This window comes from Catenulispora rubra, assembly GCF_015356825.1.
GTDB classification, from domain to species: domain Bacteria; phylum Actinomycetota; class Actinomycetes; order Streptomycetales; family Catenulisporaceae; genus Catenulispora; species Catenulispora rubra.
In genome coordinates, this window is record NZ_JAACYW010000015.1 from 13814 (window position 1) to 29765 (window position 15952).

At 63.5% G+C, this 15952-nt stretch carries 10 protein-coding genes and 1 pseudogene; 5 read left to right on the forward strand and 6 right to left on the reverse strand.

The window, feature by feature from the left end; translation table 11 throughout:
• Positions 1–169 precede the first annotated feature (169 nt).
• From drmB to GWK61_RS56070, 5 genes are read right to left on the reverse strand one after another with little or no spacing between them, the layout of a single operon-like run.
• Positions 170–2140: a DUF1998 domain-containing protein gene (gene drmB, locus GWK61_RS06890; protein WP_194906178.1), complete on the reverse strand. Its 1971-nt coding sequence runs from the start codon at positions 2138–2140 to the stop codon at positions 170–172.
• A complete protein-coding gene (locus tag GWK61_RS06895) occupies positions 2137–5625 on the reverse strand; it encodes a helicase-related protein (RefSeq protein ID WP_194906180.1) in 3489 nt (1162 codons plus the stop codon). The genes drmB and GWK61_RS06895 overlap by 4 nt, the downstream gene beginning before the upstream one ends.
• Positions 5622–7331, reverse strand: coding sequence for a nuclease-related domain-containing DEAD/DEAH box helicase (locus GWK61_RS06900; RefSeq protein ID WP_228561867.1), 1710 nt, complete (start codon positions 7329–7331; stop codon positions 5622–5624). Before GWK61_RS06900 ends, GWK61_RS06895 begins: the two co-directional genes overlap by 4 nt.
• Positions 7319–8842, reverse strand: a complete 1524-nt coding sequence (locus tag GWK61_RS06905; protein ID WP_194906182.1) for a hypothetical protein — start codon at positions 8840–8842, stop codon at positions 7319–7321. The genes GWK61_RS06900 and GWK61_RS06905 overlap by 13 nt, the downstream gene beginning before the upstream one ends.
• Positions 8839–9663 (reverse strand): hypothetical protein, encoded by an 825-nt coding sequence (locus tag GWK61_RS56070; protein WP_228561868.1) that lies wholly within the window; start codon positions 9661–9663, stop codon positions 8839–8841. The genes GWK61_RS06905 and GWK61_RS56070 overlap by 4 nt, the downstream gene beginning before the upstream one ends.
• Before the next feature lie 387 nt (positions 9664–10050).
• Here GWK61_RS56070 and GWK61_RS06915 point away from each other — a divergent pair, with 387 nt between their 5' ends.
• The 5 genes and pseudogenes from GWK61_RS06915 to GWK61_RS60620 all read left to right on the forward strand — a co-directional run.
• The gene (locus GWK61_RS06915) at positions 10051–10530 is read left to right on the forward strand and encodes a hypothetical protein (protein WP_194906184.1); all 480 of its coding nucleotides are present in this window, start codon (positions 10051–10053) and stop codon (positions 10528–10530) included.
• Positions 10531–10649: 119 nt separating this feature from the next.
• Complete coding sequence (locus GWK61_RS06920) at positions 10650–11057, forward strand: very short patch repair endonuclease (RefSeq protein WP_369125561.1); 408 nt, start codon at positions 10650–10652, stop codon at positions 11055–11057.
• Positions 11058–11244: 187 nt separating this feature from the next.
• Positions 11245–13044, forward strand: a complete 1800-nt coding sequence (locus GWK61_RS06925; protein ID WP_194906188.1) for a DNA cytosine methyltransferase — start codon at positions 11245–11247, stop codon at positions 13042–13044.
• Between the two features lie 121 nt (positions 13045–13165).
• Entirely contained in the window at positions 13166–13639 is a 474-nt protein-coding gene (locus tag GWK61_RS06930) for a hypothetical protein (RefSeq protein ID WP_194906190.1), read from the forward strand.
• Positions 13640–13954: 315 nt separating this feature from the next.
• Positions 13955–14326 (forward strand): annotated as a pseudogene (locus tag GWK61_RS60620) (AAA family ATPase); the annotation flags it as partial.
• A gap of 45 nt (positions 14327–14371) precedes the next feature.
• On the opposite strand, the gene GWK61_RS59320 reads toward GWK61_RS60620, so the two are convergent.
• Positions 14372–15829, reverse strand: a complete 1458-nt coding sequence (locus tag GWK61_RS59320; protein ID WP_194906191.1) for a tyrosine-type recombinase/integrase — start codon at positions 15827–15829, stop codon at positions 14372–14374.
• Positions 15830–15952 lie beyond the last annotated feature (123 nt).

Genomic DNA, 15952 nt, shown 5'->3' on the forward strand with positions numbered 1-15952 from the left:
CGAAGTCGGTACGGCTGAGCTCAGCTGTCGGCCCCCTCAGCACCGCAGACCCGCCCTGGCGCCCGGCGAGCGGCGGTCATACCGATACGACGGCGTGGCGTTGACTTCGACGGTGACGTCTTTCAGCTGCGCGGCCGTCGGATGAAGGCATGCTCCTGCGCGGTCACGGTCATAAACCTGAGAAGAAGCCGATCGAGCGATCGTCGAACGTGCCGACTACCAGGCCTCGGTCCAGGAAGCGGTTGAACTCTTCGCAGCTTGTTTCGGGCAGCAGGGCGCAGCCATGACAGGCCGCGAGGTTACATGAGTCTGGTCCCTGCCCCCTCTCGCCCACATCCATGCAAACCGGGTCTGTCGAGCACCACTTGGCGTCACTGACAGAGCGGGCAATGACTGACCAGAGATTTTCCGGACGCGCCATCCGGACGAGACCGCCCAAGGTGCCCTCCGAGTCGCCAGCGGCCGTGTAGACGAGCAGGCCGGCCATAAGCCGTCCCGGCGCCTCAGAAACGTAAAGCCGCTCGCGCAGGGATGCCGAACTGTACCCGCAGGCGAAGACGAGTTCGTTGATCATCAAGTGGCCGAGTGTATGCAGGAGTACGAATCTCGGACTGATTGTGCGCGTTTGTAGCCCGCGCGACTGGGCGACGTCCCCGTACTGGTCGGCGATCTTCTTTGCCCGCGCGATGACTTCGGCCCGCCGTTCCCACCTCTCGAGCCGCTGACTGTCGAGCTCCAGGTAGATTCCCTCGCCCTTGACCACGTAGGCGGGCAGCCAGTCGTGCCCTGGTTGCAATTGCCTGCGCCGCAATAGTTTCTTCCCGGCTGTCAGCTTCAGGCCTGCATCACGCACGCGGGTGAAGCCCCGGAGGGCGCGCGTCTCTCGCAGGGTCTCGATGCTTCGAACACGAGCGAACACCCCCGTGAGCTCGGTATGTAAGCCCGGGTCGGTCGCGGTCAAATAATCATCGGCGGGGGTCTCCCGAAGCAGTTTGAACTCGGGGTATCGCCACACATCGTTCCCGGTCAGCGTCTCGCTGTCGTCAGTGCCCTCGTCCTCTTCCGTGCTGGCGGGGTCAGCTTCGTCTTGAGTTTCGTTCGTGCCCACATCGTCGATGCCAAACATGTCGCGGTACCCGGCGAGCAACTCGCTGTCGGTGATCGGTCTGAAGAGCTCGGGCGGCAGCTCATCACGGATCTGGTCAGCAGTAACGGCGGCAGCCGACATCTTATGAAGCAGTCGCAGCACCGGGCTGACATCTGCCCTGTTCAACAGATCGTGCAGTTCAGCACTGACGGCGCCGGTCTGCCGTGGCAGATAGATGGATGACTCCACTTTCGGGAAATACACGTTACCCGCACCGCGTAGCGCGCCCCGGATCGGCTCATCGCAGAGGCTTTCGGGCTCTGCCAGCCACGGTCGCGCGCCTGTGCAGTAGAAAGGGCCGTCGTTCGGCGCCAGCTGGTCCGTGAGGTGAGTGCGCTCTATCTGCAGCTTGTCCCGGCGTGCGTTCATGATGCCATCAAGGGACCGCTCGGCGCCGCACCCCTTTGAAAGGGTTCCGGATTCACAAACGACTACTTGGCCTTCGAGCCCGCCGCCGCCGCGTGATTCGAGTCGCATGACGCCTTGACAGGCCGGATGGTGGCTGCGGTGTACCCACTCGCGGAAAGGAAAGTCATCGAGGTGCCCGCGCGCGCAGATAACCACGAACGGAACCTGCGACATGCGCGGTGGCTTGCGTTTTTTCCCCGCCGGGTCCTGCTTGTGTTTCGGGTCCTGGCATTCGACCGGCTGTGCCATCGTCAGCGGGCTCTGCTCGAGTCTCTTGCAGTACATGCAGAACGACCAGCGCGGGAACCGAAGCGCAGGGACCGTCAGGCCGGTGTTCCGCTGATCCGAGCCCTTCTGAGGGCGACGGAAGTCAGGGGGCAGGCGAAACTCACGGACCCGTAGACGGGACTCTAGGCGCCAATCGTGTGCTACGTACTCACCGAGTTCTAGCGTCGCCGCGTCTCTGACGGAGTACCAGTGGTCAAGGCCGGCCGTAATGATCGTCGTGCCGTTCACCAGAACGCTCATGGCGCCGACACCGAATGGCGTCACCAGTTGTGCGCGTCGGATGCTGCCCGAACTCATTCCAAGCCCTCCTCTTCGGCCGCAGCGACCTCCTCCTGGTTGTAGTCTCGCGAGATCTCCAGCTGGCACTCAGCATCGACGTCGCGCATGCTTGTGGGGATATCCCACATGGTGGCTTGCGCCTTTAGGTCCGGAAGCGTGCCGGCGTAGCGCATGAGCCCTTGTATGGGATCACCGTCGAAGGCATTTGCGCTCCACTCTGTGCGCTCCCACTTGCTCCACTCCTGGGCGCGTTTGCGCTGCATCCGCTCAAGCGCTGGAATCTCGTCTTTGTCTGCAATGGCCGCCCGGTTGCGGAGCAATTCGACGGCCTCATCGTACAAATGCTGCGGGAACGGGTAGGGTGCGAGCTTGTGATCAGATGTCTGCCGGATATACGAGATGGCGGCGGCGTGCATCGCTCGGCGCAGCACTGGCAGCGCGAACGGGGTCATCGATGTAGGCTCGACCTGGGCGTATAGCTGCTGGTGGTAGGTGCGGAACCGTTCGTAGTGGCTTCGGTCCCGGGGTTTAGCTGCGCCGTAAATCGTGATGACCAGGCCTGGGCGGTCAGCGTGGCGGCCAACGCGGCCGCTCACCTGGATGTACTGCGCTGTCGTTTTGGGCTGGCCGACCATCGTCATCAGGCCTAGGCGGTCGATGTCGACGCCTACCTCGATGATGTTCGATGCCAGGCAGATATCTACGCAACTGGCCTCGCCGTAGTTCAGCTGAAGCTGCTCGATGGCCTTTGGGATATCGTCACTTCGCCTGCGGCTGGTCAGTTCCATGAGAATCCGCGGCCAGCGGGGGGAAGCCAGCGCCTCCCTGCGGCGCAGGCCAGTCAGATAGTCGGGGATGTCCGACTGGATCAGCGAGACCGTATTGCCGAGCTCGCGCAGGCTGTTGAGGAAGTTCAGATTAGTCCAATAGCCGTCTCGGTCGGCATCAGGGATTGCAGCCGCGCCTTGCAGCGTGGCGGCAGCGACGCGGACCTGAACGGTTTGCGTCGATCCGAGCGAGGCACTCATGACGCCGAGATAGCGGCGACCGGGAGCTGGCGTGCCATCGTCCAGCGCCGCAGGCTCGGCGAAGAAGGCGTGTCCTTCTTCGAGTCCCTGCGGCGGGAAAAGGGCAATCTTTTCACGCCCGAACAGCCCTTTGATCTGGGACTCGTAGCCCCGGATCGTTGCTGTCGATGCGATGATCTTCGGCGGAATCGGCGCAGCACCCCGCTTGTCGGTGCACAGGTCGTCTATTACCGGCTCGTACAGACCGGCCATCGAGCCGAGCGGTCCCGAGATGAGGTGGAGCTCGTCCTGGATGATAAGGCCGGGTGGCGAGACTTCGCGGGTACCGTCGGCTGCAAGCCCGAAAATCGCGCGAGCCTCAGGACGCCAGGCCAGCATGGCGAACTTGTCCACAGTCCCGATGACGATTGACGGCTGCTTATCGTAAATATCCTGGTCTACGACATAGACTGGCAGCTTGCGGCGGCCGCCGAATCGGCAGTCGTTGTCGAGGCAACGGAACTCGACGCTTTTGCCGACCTGCTGGTAGCCGATGACGTCCTGTCCGTCCTTGCCTCCTGGCTTCGGTCCCATTTGGGTGCCGCACCAGGGGCAGCGCAGCAGCAAGAACTTGTTCTGGCTGGAGCTGTTGCGGCGGAGCTGCCGGAGATTCTCGAGCGCCTGCTCTCTGGAGTTCGGCGTCGATGAACCGCCGAGCCAGATGCCGATGCTGAAGGAGGCTTTGCCGAGCTCGTCCTCGTGCTCCGAGCGGATGTCTTCCAGGACGCATACCAACGCTGCTGCGCGCAGAAACTGTTGCGCTGTGAGCAATCGGAGTGTGTAGCGCATCAAGGTGTCCGTGCCGACATCATCCTTGTCGCGCAGTCGCCGAGCCAGCAGACTGATAGCTGAGGCGCCTAGATACGCCTCCGTCTTGCCGCCTCCAGTCGGGAAGAAGATCAGATCCACGGTCGAACGGCTGGGCCGCGCGCGATCGATGAGCTCCGGCAGGCTTGTTAGTAGGAACGCGAGTTGGAATGGGCGCCAGTTGCCCTTGCCTGGAACCGGCGCAGGCGTCGGATGTGGGCCCGCGACTCGCAGGCGCCCGTCCTTTGTGCGCTCGACTTCGCGCCGGTTGAAGTTGGAACGTAGTTGCTGATCGAGCATCGCCTGATTTGCGAGCTGGAATGCACGGACAGCTATCGGGTCCTTAGTCGCGAGCCGCCAGCCTTCGCTCATACGGTCGAGGGTCTCGCGGCAAAGACGCACGTGCCGCTGGGCTGCGGGCTGGAATCGTGGCAGCAGCGAGCTAATCTCTGCCTCGCGGGCAGCGATCCAGTCCTCGTAGAGCCTGAGTACTGTTTCAACCTGCCTTCGGCCGATCTCGGTGGAGGTTGCCAGCTCATGCATGCTGACGGTGACCGCCTCGCGGCTTCCATCCCCGGTACTGACGTAGATATCCGGGGTGAGGCTGACGACTTCGTAGGTCGGCAGAGGGTCGGCCCAGATGGCGCTGACAGTCTGGGCCCTCTCAACTGACCAATCGGCGGCACACCCGTGCCCGATGGCGTATGTGCGCTGGTTTCGGTACAGGAGCGCGATCGACTGCTCCTCCTCGTCCGGACCGTACTGCTCAACGTCGGGGTATGGGGTGATCCGCAGGCCACCTTCAGAGTCCGCTCGGAACCCCATCTGGAATAGGGCAGAGGACGGCCCGGTCCCCGGTGCTGTGTTGAGTACTGCCATCGTGACGAGGCGAAATGCTGACCCTGCCGACTGGCCCGGCCCGGGGCGACTGAAGAGCTGCAGTGTTGGCACCACGCGGAAGCGGTCGGCCGGAGCGAGGGGGACAGTGATTAGCCGGTTGGTCTTCTGGAGCAGTACCTCGCTCGGTATCTTGCCGGTCAGCTTGAACGGACGGCGCACCCACCAAGGGCGCGGCTTGCGGATCCCGGGAAAATCGGCGGCGATCCGATCGTAGTAGGCCCCTGTGATGGTCACGGCTAGGCTGCCGCCCGCAACCGCATCGCATTGGAACGAGACCGCCATTGCCGAGGGCTTGAACGAGTTGGCGTCGGTGAGATCGAAGTCATCGCTGTCCGCGTTCCCCCGAGTTGCCGCGGCTGCCGGGACGTCGATCTCCACGATAGGACCGGACAGCGGTTCCTCGCTGCTGCTCAAGCCGGTGACACCCATAAGTTCTTCTTCGGGATCACTGTCGATCGGCGGTTCCGCGGCCAGTGTCGTGCCTCGAGCCTGAGCGCCACTGTGTAGGATGCCGACGCCATAGCGCCTCAGCGGGTCGGATTCAGTCAGGATCTCCTGGCCACTGCTGCCGTCGTGCCACAGGCCCCAGCTGTCCTCGCGCTTCTCGAAGTGCACGGTGCCCGAAGAGCAGTCGAGCGGCTTGCCGCGCGGCGGCTCAGCTAGAGGCGGGCCGAACAACTCGCGACGGACGGCGGCCTCGACGGTGGCGCGTGCCTCAACCCCGCTCATGCGCTGGCTCCAAAGCTGTTGCGAAGCGTCCGGGACTCGGCCAGAGCGGTGAGGCGGTCGGTAGCGCGGGTCATCCCGATATAGAGCAACGGCTCGAAGTTCAGCACGTTCGATTCGTCGAGGTCAGTTATGATCACGGCTGGCGCATCCAGCCCTTTGAACGCGTGGACCGTGGTGTAGCGCAACTGGCCGGGCCCGGGCGCCGAACCGTCCGCCGGCCGGAGGATCTGCCGTAGCCAAGGATCGGTGACCACCTCGGCAGCCGACCTGTTACGCAACGGGCTGAGCACGACAATCTCATCGAGCCCGTACCCGTCACTCCGCAGCGTGCGCACAGCGTCAGCAAGAACAGTTGACTGGTCTGCGCCGCGCTCGAAGAGCACAAACTCCGGATCAACGCCGTCGTCTGGCCTCCGAAAGCGCCGGTAGCCCGGAGACAGGCGGCTGAGTTTCTTCACAACTGTCCCGATACGCGGGAGGTTGCGACAGTTAACTGCCATGCTGCAGGTTACGAGGCCCGGGATGTGCTGCCGAAGGAGACCCCGCCCGTCACCGGCCTCGTAGATCGCTTGCCGCTCGAAGTCGCCGAATAACAGCACGCGGCCGCTCTTGAGCCCGCCCTTGACGAGCAAGTCGAGTACGTCAAGGACGGACTCGCGGGCTAGATCCTGGATCTCGTCGACGATCAAGAAGTCGCCTGCCTCTGCCTCGCCGTCTTCGAGCAGCGCCTCAATGACCTTGTCGGGCAGCTCGCGATCCCAAAACCCAGCGTCGGCATCTGCCGGTACCGCCACTCCGCCCAGCCGTACAGCTTCCTGATAGAAGGTCGCGGTACGCAGACCGGTGAGGCTTGCCGTCTCTCTCCTGAGATGCTGACCAAGCAAGCGGTTGAAACACAGCAAGCGACCAGTGTGGCCCAGTTCGGCTTCTCGCCGAGCTGCTTCGAGAGCGAGCCAGGTCTTGCCGGAGCCAGCCGGTCCGGTGAAGAGAACGGCACGGTTGTGCTGCATGTTGTCGAGGGCGTCGTATTGCTCGTCGGTGAATGCAGCCAGCTGTGTCTCGCGTCCGCGGCGGATGTCTCCGTGCACGAGAGCGGCCTCGAACTTCGGACGCAGTATCGTTGCAATTCTCATAGCGGTCGTGGCGTCGGGCCCGGTGCCCCCACGAGCGAAGCCCCCGATCTTGCTGGCTAGGTGTTTACCTCCGGCTGTGAGGACACGCAAAACAGCTGCGGCTGCATCCACGCGCAGATCTTCGGAATCGAGCAGCTGCCAGTCGTGCCACTCAGGGCTCCGCGGCAGCATGGTGCGGGCGCGCACATGGGTGAACCAGACCGCGTCGAGAATAGGCACCGAGCGCAGATCGACCCCGCGATTGATCATGTATTTGCGCAGACTCTGCATGGCCTCGCTGGCCTGTTGAAAGGGCCCTCGCGAAGTCGGTGACTGGTTGCCGAGTCTCCAACGCCCGTCGTCCATCCGCTTGACGGACGAGTGTGACTTCACCTCAACGACGAGAACGCCGCGTTCAGGCACGACTATTACGAAGTCGGTCTCACCCTGGACTTGTCGGACGTGCGAGGCGATGGCGAGCGAATGCAACACTATCCAGCCATCCGTGGCAGTGCTGGACGCGAGCGCGTTGAAGAGTGCCTTTTCGCCGGGTGGGGCGTCGGTCGGGCAGTATGGCGGCATCATTCGAGCCATTTCGCCCCCCGATCCTCGAACGGCACTCGTGCATCGTGCCGGGAGATGATCTCGGTATGCGGCGAGATTGCGAGTACCCTTGTCGCGATCACCCCTCGAAATCCTTCCGTACTCAGTTGTAGCCGGAGATTGCCGTCGCGATCTAGGGCGGTCATGTCCGCTACGCCGACGGCTTCCTCGAGCTGTTCGGCGATATTGGCGCTGGCCTGCGCCCGTTTACGTCGCAGGGCGGTCGCAAGTCCGTATGTGGGTTGCACCGGGATGCCGAGCCACTGGAGGAGCAGCTCGAAGTCACGGTCGTTCTGTGGGCGCGCGAGCGTCGGACCAGTCCAGGCGCGAATCCGATCGAGTGTGTGCACGCCGAGATCGGCGAGCTCGCGGGTGACCGTATCAAGACCTTCTAGGTCGAGCCGTCGCTGGAGCTCGTCCTTCCAGCATGCCTGGGAAGCTTCCGTTGCCGCTGCCTGGTCACCCAGGAGCTTGAGCGCTGCGGCGTAAAGTGCGTGCCGTTCGGTCTCGCCCATGCGCAGCAACAGATAGGTGCCTGAGCGCACAGCTTGCACATCGACATAGATGACCCGCTCGCCACCCGGCTGACTTGGGTCGACCGCGCGGATCCGCTCGCCGTCATCAAGCAGGATCGCGAAACCGCCGCTGAGCAGCACTCGCCACGCTGCCACTTCGTCGCTGCCTGGATCACGCTCGGGAACGCTTGGGGTGGACCACGCAGGCTGCGGCAGAAGTTCGTCTTCGGAAACGACGTGTTCAGTGAGGGCTGTATCCGCGACGGCGGAATTACCCACGGGAAACACGCGGCCCCGCACCTGCACTGCATGCTCGGCGGCAGTGGCTAGCGCCGAATGCGGGATTGAGTGATCTTCGAACCAGGCCGGGAATAGGTAGCTGACTGCCTCAGTCACTGGAGCTGTGACTAGCGGAGATGAGAAGAAGCGCGGTGGGCCCACTGCGAAGGCCTGCTCCGCCAGCAGCGGTTCGCGCAGTAATCGGCTGACGCTGTGCACGCGCACACCACGCGGCGCGAGCCAGCTCTCGAGCCCAGCGGCGGCGGCATTGTTCGCCGCGACGACCACGCAAGCCGAGGCGCCAACGTCCCGGATCGACTCAACGAGCGTAGTGGCGATCTCCGGATCATGTTCCACAACGCTACTCGCCGCGGCCGCAAGTTCCTCAAGCGCCTCCCGCACATGCCGCGCGACGGCCGTGCGTAACGCGGTCGCTTCGTCAGCCGTATCGCTTGCCGCCTGCCGCAACGCTGTATTGTGCTCCAGCGGCTGCGGTTGGGTAATCAGGCGCCACCTTAATGACTTGGCGGCACCGAGCAGCTGATCCCATGGGCCCGGGTAATCGTCGCGCACGAGCCCCAGCACGTGGCGTACGGCAGCATCCACGCGAGCGCCACACGGATCACCAACGGTGATGAGCTCGACGCCGCTCGCAACAAGGCCGGCTGACCTCGCATATCGGGCGTTCAGCCATTCGATCCTGTTCACAGCGACACCCAGAATCCCAGGGCCTCAGTGCCGGCTGGAGGCGGCCAGTGCAGGTCATGTTCGACGGACACCGGATTCCCTCTGCTGTTTCGATATTGCACTATCATCTCGGCCGCCGATTCGTCGGCGAGACTGCGATCCAGCACCGCGATCACAACCGGCGCCTCTATAGCGGGTAGGTACGTCGACGCGGTCCCGCCATCTAGGATGACGGCCCGTAGATCGCCGGGAAGTAGCAGATCATCTTCCAGTCTCGATGCGGCATACAGTTTAGTCGACCAGGTTGCGGCGTGTGAGTCTTCCGGCAGGAGGATCGTGGCGATCGGCTCGAGTTCGCCGCCACGCCCGAGGAAGGCTGTGGCGTCCTCGCGCAGCCAGCTGAGCGTACCGATCAGGGCGAGGTCAGCGGGCGGACGGCACATACGAGCCTCCCAGCCGTCTGCCAGGCCGGCCATTCGGGTGACTGCACCCGGCCGATCGAGCGGCCTCACACGCGGTCCGTCCAAGCTCGGCAGGACCGCGAGAGCCCTGATCCTTTCGAACGGCCACTGCGCGCTAAGGCGGATACGATCCAGCGCTGTGTCAACGCCATGAAAGAAGTCGGCGACTACCCTCGTGTCGGTCACCATCCGGACCGGGGTGCCGCGCTTGATCGACGCCGAGACCTCGCGAGCCGATTGCAGCCTCGGTGCAGGAGTTGCCAGCATCCAGCCGCAGCCGATGAGGGTTGCGGCGAGGTCGCGTGCCGGAACAGAGAGCGCGATGACCAGCTGACGGTCAGGATGCCTTTCGTGCCAGCGTGCGGCGCGGTGGCCGAGCATCACTAGACGCCCGATCCACGAAGCGGACGTAGCCGGTCCATGCCTGCTGTCGGAGAGTGATAATTGCACGGCAGAACGATTCGGCGTCGTACCCACGGCCACCCCCTCCCCTGGCTCGGCCGCCGGTAGCTGGAACTGAGAGGAGATTACGCGCTGAAGCCGATAGGTTTCCAGCTGTTGCCGAAGAAACCGTCATGCTGCCGCGCGCCGCACCTGTCTGGTGAATAATTGCGGCGTGATACCGGAGTTCGATGTCGACGTAGAGATCAACTACCACGCTGGGGCGTTGCTGACCGCGTTCAGTGGTGAGGACGTCGCCGGGGGTTTACCGATCACCACGGCTATTTCCCCATATGCCCGGTCGACTGGGCCCATGCCGAAGCGTGCGTGGATTGGGAAGCCAGCCTGCTGCGAGAGACCGCCGCGTCATTGGAGCGCGATGGGCCGAACTCGGTCATCGATGCGATCGCGGACGACGAAAATGACAGTGGATACATCCGGTACATGGAGCTCACCAGCGGCCTGGATCTTGGTGTCGTGGGGCTCGTGATGACGCTGGGAGCTGCAGGTGTGGCGACGTTCTACTCGTGCGCGAGCAGTCTGGACCGCCGTCATCACGCCCGTTTTCCTATGGTCGGCGCCGACCTGGATGCAGATCGTGCCGAGTTAATCTCGGAGCTGGTCAGACCGCATGCCTGCGGGATAGCGCAATCGGAGGGACTGCTCTACATCTACACGCGCACGGTTACCGCGCTACACGAGCTGGGGAGCGCGGTCCTTGAACGACGAGTCGACTTCGACCAGCTTGCTGCTCCGGCCTGGGCCGCAGAGCTCGGGGAGGCTCTCGTGCGGCTTAGTGATCCATGAGTCCGGCAGGCAGGCGGACGACGGTGGCGGGAGCAAAGGCGGCGGGCCGCGGCGCCCCGGCTGTGGAAGGCGCCACTGTCTGGGCACCTCCGGAGGGATCGTGGGCGTCGTCGGCGGCAGTGCGCAGGAACATGCAGGCCATTAAGAGCAGTGATACAGGGCCAGAGAAGGCGGTCCGCAGCCTGCTGCATGCCGATGGGCTTCGCTACCGTGTCGGCCGCCGGCCGCTGCCTGGCCTCCGACGCACGGCCGACATCGTATTCGGACCCACTAAAGTCGCTGTCTTCATCGACGGTTGCTACTGGCACGGTTGTCCTGACCACTACACGCTCCCGAAGACGAACAGCGGCTACTGGTCGCCAAAGATCGAGGGCAATCGGCTGCGTGATCGCGATACAGACGCCCGCCTCCTGGCTGCCGGGTGGCTGATCCTCCGTTTCTGGGAGCACGAGGACCCAGCGGTGTGCGCCGACAAGATTGCCGATGCTGTCAGGACTCGCCGCCGTCGTCGGCTAGGAGGAGGATGATCGCCGTCTCAACTGGTGTCTTCACCGGTCCGGTGCCAGAGGTTGGCCGCTGAGGCCGGGCCTTTGTGGCTGAACGGGTGAGCCGGTCGCGCTCAGTCGGTGGCGGGTGGAAGGATTCGGCAGATGCAAAGAGACGCGGTGGGAGACGCTGGTGGGTAGCGCGTTGGCGGATGGAGATCAGCTAGAGATGCTGGAGATTGTCGAGCGTGTCGACGAGCTGCTCGAAGTCACCCACCGCTCGGCGCCAGTCCGGCACCTGAGCGGCCCGGTCGCCGAGCTGGTCTGCTGCATCCTCGGACTGGTCGATGACAACCAGGCGCATCAGGAGGTATTCGAGAAGCTTGGCTCGCAGTATGCCGACGAGAAGGAGCTGTTGGCCGCATCCGAAACTGACGTCTCCGCCATACTGCGAGGAGCCGGGCTACCGCGCAGAAGCGCAGGCGTGATGCTGTCCGCAGTCGAGGGCGTGATGAAGCTCTGGTGGGCAGGCGACCCGCCACAAATGCAGTTGGTGGCGGGCGGCGCTGAGCAATCTCGCCAGGCGAGAATGAAGGCTCTGGCCGGTCTGCCGGGCATGGATGAAACGAGCGCCCAGCGCGTGCTTGCGGCTACTGATCAGCATGCGATTGTAGATGATCCCTTCTCCCGGGCGATCCTGCGCAGGCTGAATTTAGCACTCAAGACCGAATCCGATAGCAGGGCACTGGCACGTGTCGTTCCGGAGGCGATGCGTAAGCGGTTGCGGATCAATCTTGCGCGTCATTCCCGCGTTGTGTGCCGCGCGAGGGATCCTCTGTGCCATGCGTGCCCGCTTATCAGCTTCTGCCAAACGGGGCGCGAGAGCTTGAAACGCGACGAACGGCCGGTGGTCGTGGAGTTCTTTGGCGGTGCCGGGGGTTTGGCGGAGGGCTTTAGTGAATCCGGCTTTCGCATCGCTGTGGCAGTTGAATTAGACCGCGATGCCGCTCAGACGCATCGAGCCAACCATCCGGGAACTGTTGTACTTGAGCAGAACGCCCGTACGGTCACAGCCGCAGACATTCGCAGTGCCGCGCCCTGGATGGGGGAAGTGACGGCGGTGATCGGAGGGCCGCCGTGCCAGGGCTACTCTGTAGCCGGGAAACGTAATCCAGCGGACGAGAAAAACGACCTCTTCAAATTCCAAGTCGATATTGCTGCACAGCTGGGGGCTCAATTTGTTGTGATTGAGAACGTCCCCGGCATGAAGCAGGTCAAGGGGGTCAAATTTGCAGAACACGTAGTCGACCGGCTCCGCGAAAAGGGGTTTCGCACAACTTTCGCCCCGGTGCGGGCTAGCGACTATGGCGTTCCGCAACTCCGGCATCGGCTAATTTTCATCGCGCAGAGCAAGAAACTGCCCGGAAACCCGCCTCCAGTCCCGCTCGGTCCGTATTGCGGGTCCACGTACGATCCCTGCCGGTGTAAACGCCAGAAGGTGAGCACCGTGCTTGAACGCCTGGAGGGTCTGCCCCCGTACGAACCCGGGAAGATCGCCGAGTACGTCCCGGATGCCGCTGACTACGAGCCGCCGAAGCCCGGGCTCCCACTACTCAATGCCTCCACCATGGCGCACGGCCAGGCGGTCATCGACAAGATCGCGAAGATCGATGCCGGCAAGGGTCCGATCTCCTACCGCAGGCTGCACCCTGACCTGGCACGTACCATTGTGGCGGGACATCGGGCGTTGCCCGTCCATCCAATCCTCAACCGCACCATCAGCGTCCGCGAGGCCGCAAGGATCCAGGGTTTCCCCGACGACTACGTATTCTGCGGGAAGCGCGGCACGCAACCGCTGCAGGTGGCGAACGCAGTGCCGCCGGCGCTCGCAAAGACGATTGCGGACTCCCTAGTTGCGAGGCTCAACGGAGAGGAAGACCTTCCTCGCCATCATGGCGTGGACGTGTGCGGTCCAGCCGATCGCCCCCTTCTCGGTGAGGACTCTCGGGCATCGCGTCTCGCCACGTGATGAGCTGCCGCATCTGTGCCGCCGTGGATGTGACCATGGACAGCCCGGCGCCGACAGTGCTTGCACGACAGCCAGCTACGAATCGGGCCAGCGTGGCGGCCCCTGGAATAGGGTGAACAGTGTGAAATCCCGCGACGAGCTTCTGCAGGTCCTCGACGGCGTCTGCGCTGACGTGCGCGATAGTGCCATCGGCGAAGAGGAGGTTGCGGAACGAATCGTCTTAGTCGCATCAAGTGACGGGACGGTTGACGCCGCTACTGGTACCTCGACACACCGGGCCGGTGACGTCGTTGCTTTCGTCAACGATTCGGGAGTGCCGTTCGTTGAACAATCTGACGATCTCATTTCCCAAGTGGCGAGTTTGCAACCCGAGGCTGTATTGCTGGCCGGATCCGCGCTGACAGGACGGCCCGGGGCTGCCTTCCAGAAGGTCTTGGCGGTACAACTCTTTTCGGTGATCTACGACATCCGCATGGCAAGGATCGCCTCGGTTGAAGAGACGAACGGCGTGATCAGCGCTGTCGCGCCCTGGAAAGATGTCAAGGCGGGGCCCAGAGTATGGGCCGAACGGCTTTTACGGCCGAACACAAAGTAAAAAACTGTAGACAGGCGGGGGAGCCCGCAGGATTTGCCCACACGTCCAGAGGCCGTGATCCGGCGGGCAGGTTTACCGTGGGTCGAGCAGGCTGCGGGTTCCTGCCGCTGCCTCCGGCTTGGCCTGCAGCCTCGAGAGCGTCGCAGACTCCTCATACACCCCCTGTCGGTCACGACGTTGTGACTCGCCATTCGTAACCACACGAGCGGGGTGGCAAGGGTAGTGTCCGACGCTGTCCGGGTAGGCGGTGATAATGCCGGCGTCATCTCGACCGGTGTGAACGCGATCTCCACCGTGCAGCAGATTTCATAAATCGTGCTGGCACCGGCCCTTTCAGGACAACACTCGGGAACTGGGGATCAGCCTCTGCTCTCGAATGTCCCTCCAGCGCCCAAGACCTTCGTCGGACGGTCAGACGATGTCCGACGGGTCACAGCGGTACTTGCTACCGAGACGCCTAGGTTCTGCGTCCTCCATGGCTTGGGCGGAGTCGGTAAATCAACGCTGGCGTCGCATATCGCATCCTCACGCCCCGACACCGTCGTTCGGTGGTCGATCACAGCAGACTCGCTGCCCGCCATAGAGCACGGACTCGCACAGCTAGGACGGGAACTCGCGCCGACGCTGCCCGTTGCCTTGAACGGCGTGGGAACAGCCACCGACGAGATCTACCGCACACTTGCCCTGCAATGGCTCGAAAGCAGAAGTGAGTGGCTGATCGTTCTCGACAACCTAACGGGCTCTGATGGTATTCAGGCGATTCCTATGGCGGGCTTTGTCCGATGCGCGACTCAAGCAAAGCGTGTGTTCGGGCTCTGCGGGTTGCCAGCGCAGCGCGTCTCCGATTCGGCGAAGGTCCCGCTCGTGTTGGCCGTCGATGCACTTGGCGTAGGTACTCAACAGCATTTGCACGCTGTGGCCGGCCCATTCGGCGATCTGGGGCGCGCTGACTCCGGCATTTAGCCAGGTGGAGACGCAGGCATGTCGCAGGTCGTACGGCCGCTTACCGAGCGGGGAGTTGAACTGGGCATCCGTCAGAGTCGCCTTGCGGGCGCGAGACCAGATCGACGCGAACGAGCCGTACCTGATGTCTCCTCCATTGGCGCGCACGAAGAACCGACCGTCTTCGGCAGTGCCGAACTGTTCGACATGCCGACGCAGGTGCGCGACGAGCTCCGGGTGAGCCGGGACCGTTCGGCTTTCCTTCGCCGCTCGGTGTTTGAGTGCCTTCCTCGGCCCGCTGGTGCCGTCGTCGGTCCAGGCCGCTCCGGCGTATGGCGTGGACTCGGCGAAGCACAACTCGCCCCAGCCCTTGTCTGGCAAGACGCAGTCCTGGATGCGAAGCGCCAGTACCTCGGCAGGTCGCAGTCCAGCGAAGTACATCGCGGCGAAGAGCGCGACGTACCGCGGCCCGGTCCAGCCAATTTCAGCAACAGCGGCGATGAGCTCGCGAGCCTGGTCGGGGTTCACCACAACCCGGCGGTCGACGACGGTGGTACGGCGAGGCCGGGGTGTGCTGAGCCGTTCCAGGGGGTTGCGTTCCAGCAGGTCGAGCTCGATGGCGTAACGGATGGCACCGGTCAGCGCCTTCATTTTGTTCCGATGTGTGTTGACGGCGTATGGCTTGCCGTCCGGCGCGACGAGCGTGGCGGTGTAGACGTCACGTAGCGTACGAGCGTCGTTGAGCGCGCCCACTTTCAATGAGTGGGCCCGCACCCAGGCGACGGCCTCGGCGAATTCCGGCGACGGGGCGCCGGCCTCCCGGACAGTCCGGTTGAACGACCAGTTCAACAGTGCCTTGATACGAAGTTCCCGATCGGGTAGACGCTGTTGCCGCGAGGTCATCGCCGCTGTCACTGTGGCCAGAGCTGCCGCAAGGCTTCTGCGTGAACCAGGTTGTAGCGTCGGCCACTTCATGTCCATGAAGGCGACCGCATGGTCGTACCACGTAGTCTCGATGACCTGCTGCCGAACTTCCGTGACAGGCAGGCCGGAGTAGATGTCGAACGGCACTCCTCGACGAACGGCTTTGTTCAGCTCCGCACGCAGTCGAACCGCCACGGGCCTCGACTGATACGTCTTGCTGAAGATGCGGCCGTCGACCTTCCATCGGATGTTGTACGTCTTGCCTCTCACCCCGTCATACGTTTGCATCGCCCAGACGCGGACGTCGTTGGTTGTCGTCGTCACGACTGTTCTCCTCGCCCCGGTCAGCAGACCGTAAGAGTCTTCATCGCCCTCTGCCGCCGGCATCCTTCGCCGCCGACCGGCTCGTTGCATCCGGCCGCCGCGAGGGATGACCGATCCACTCTG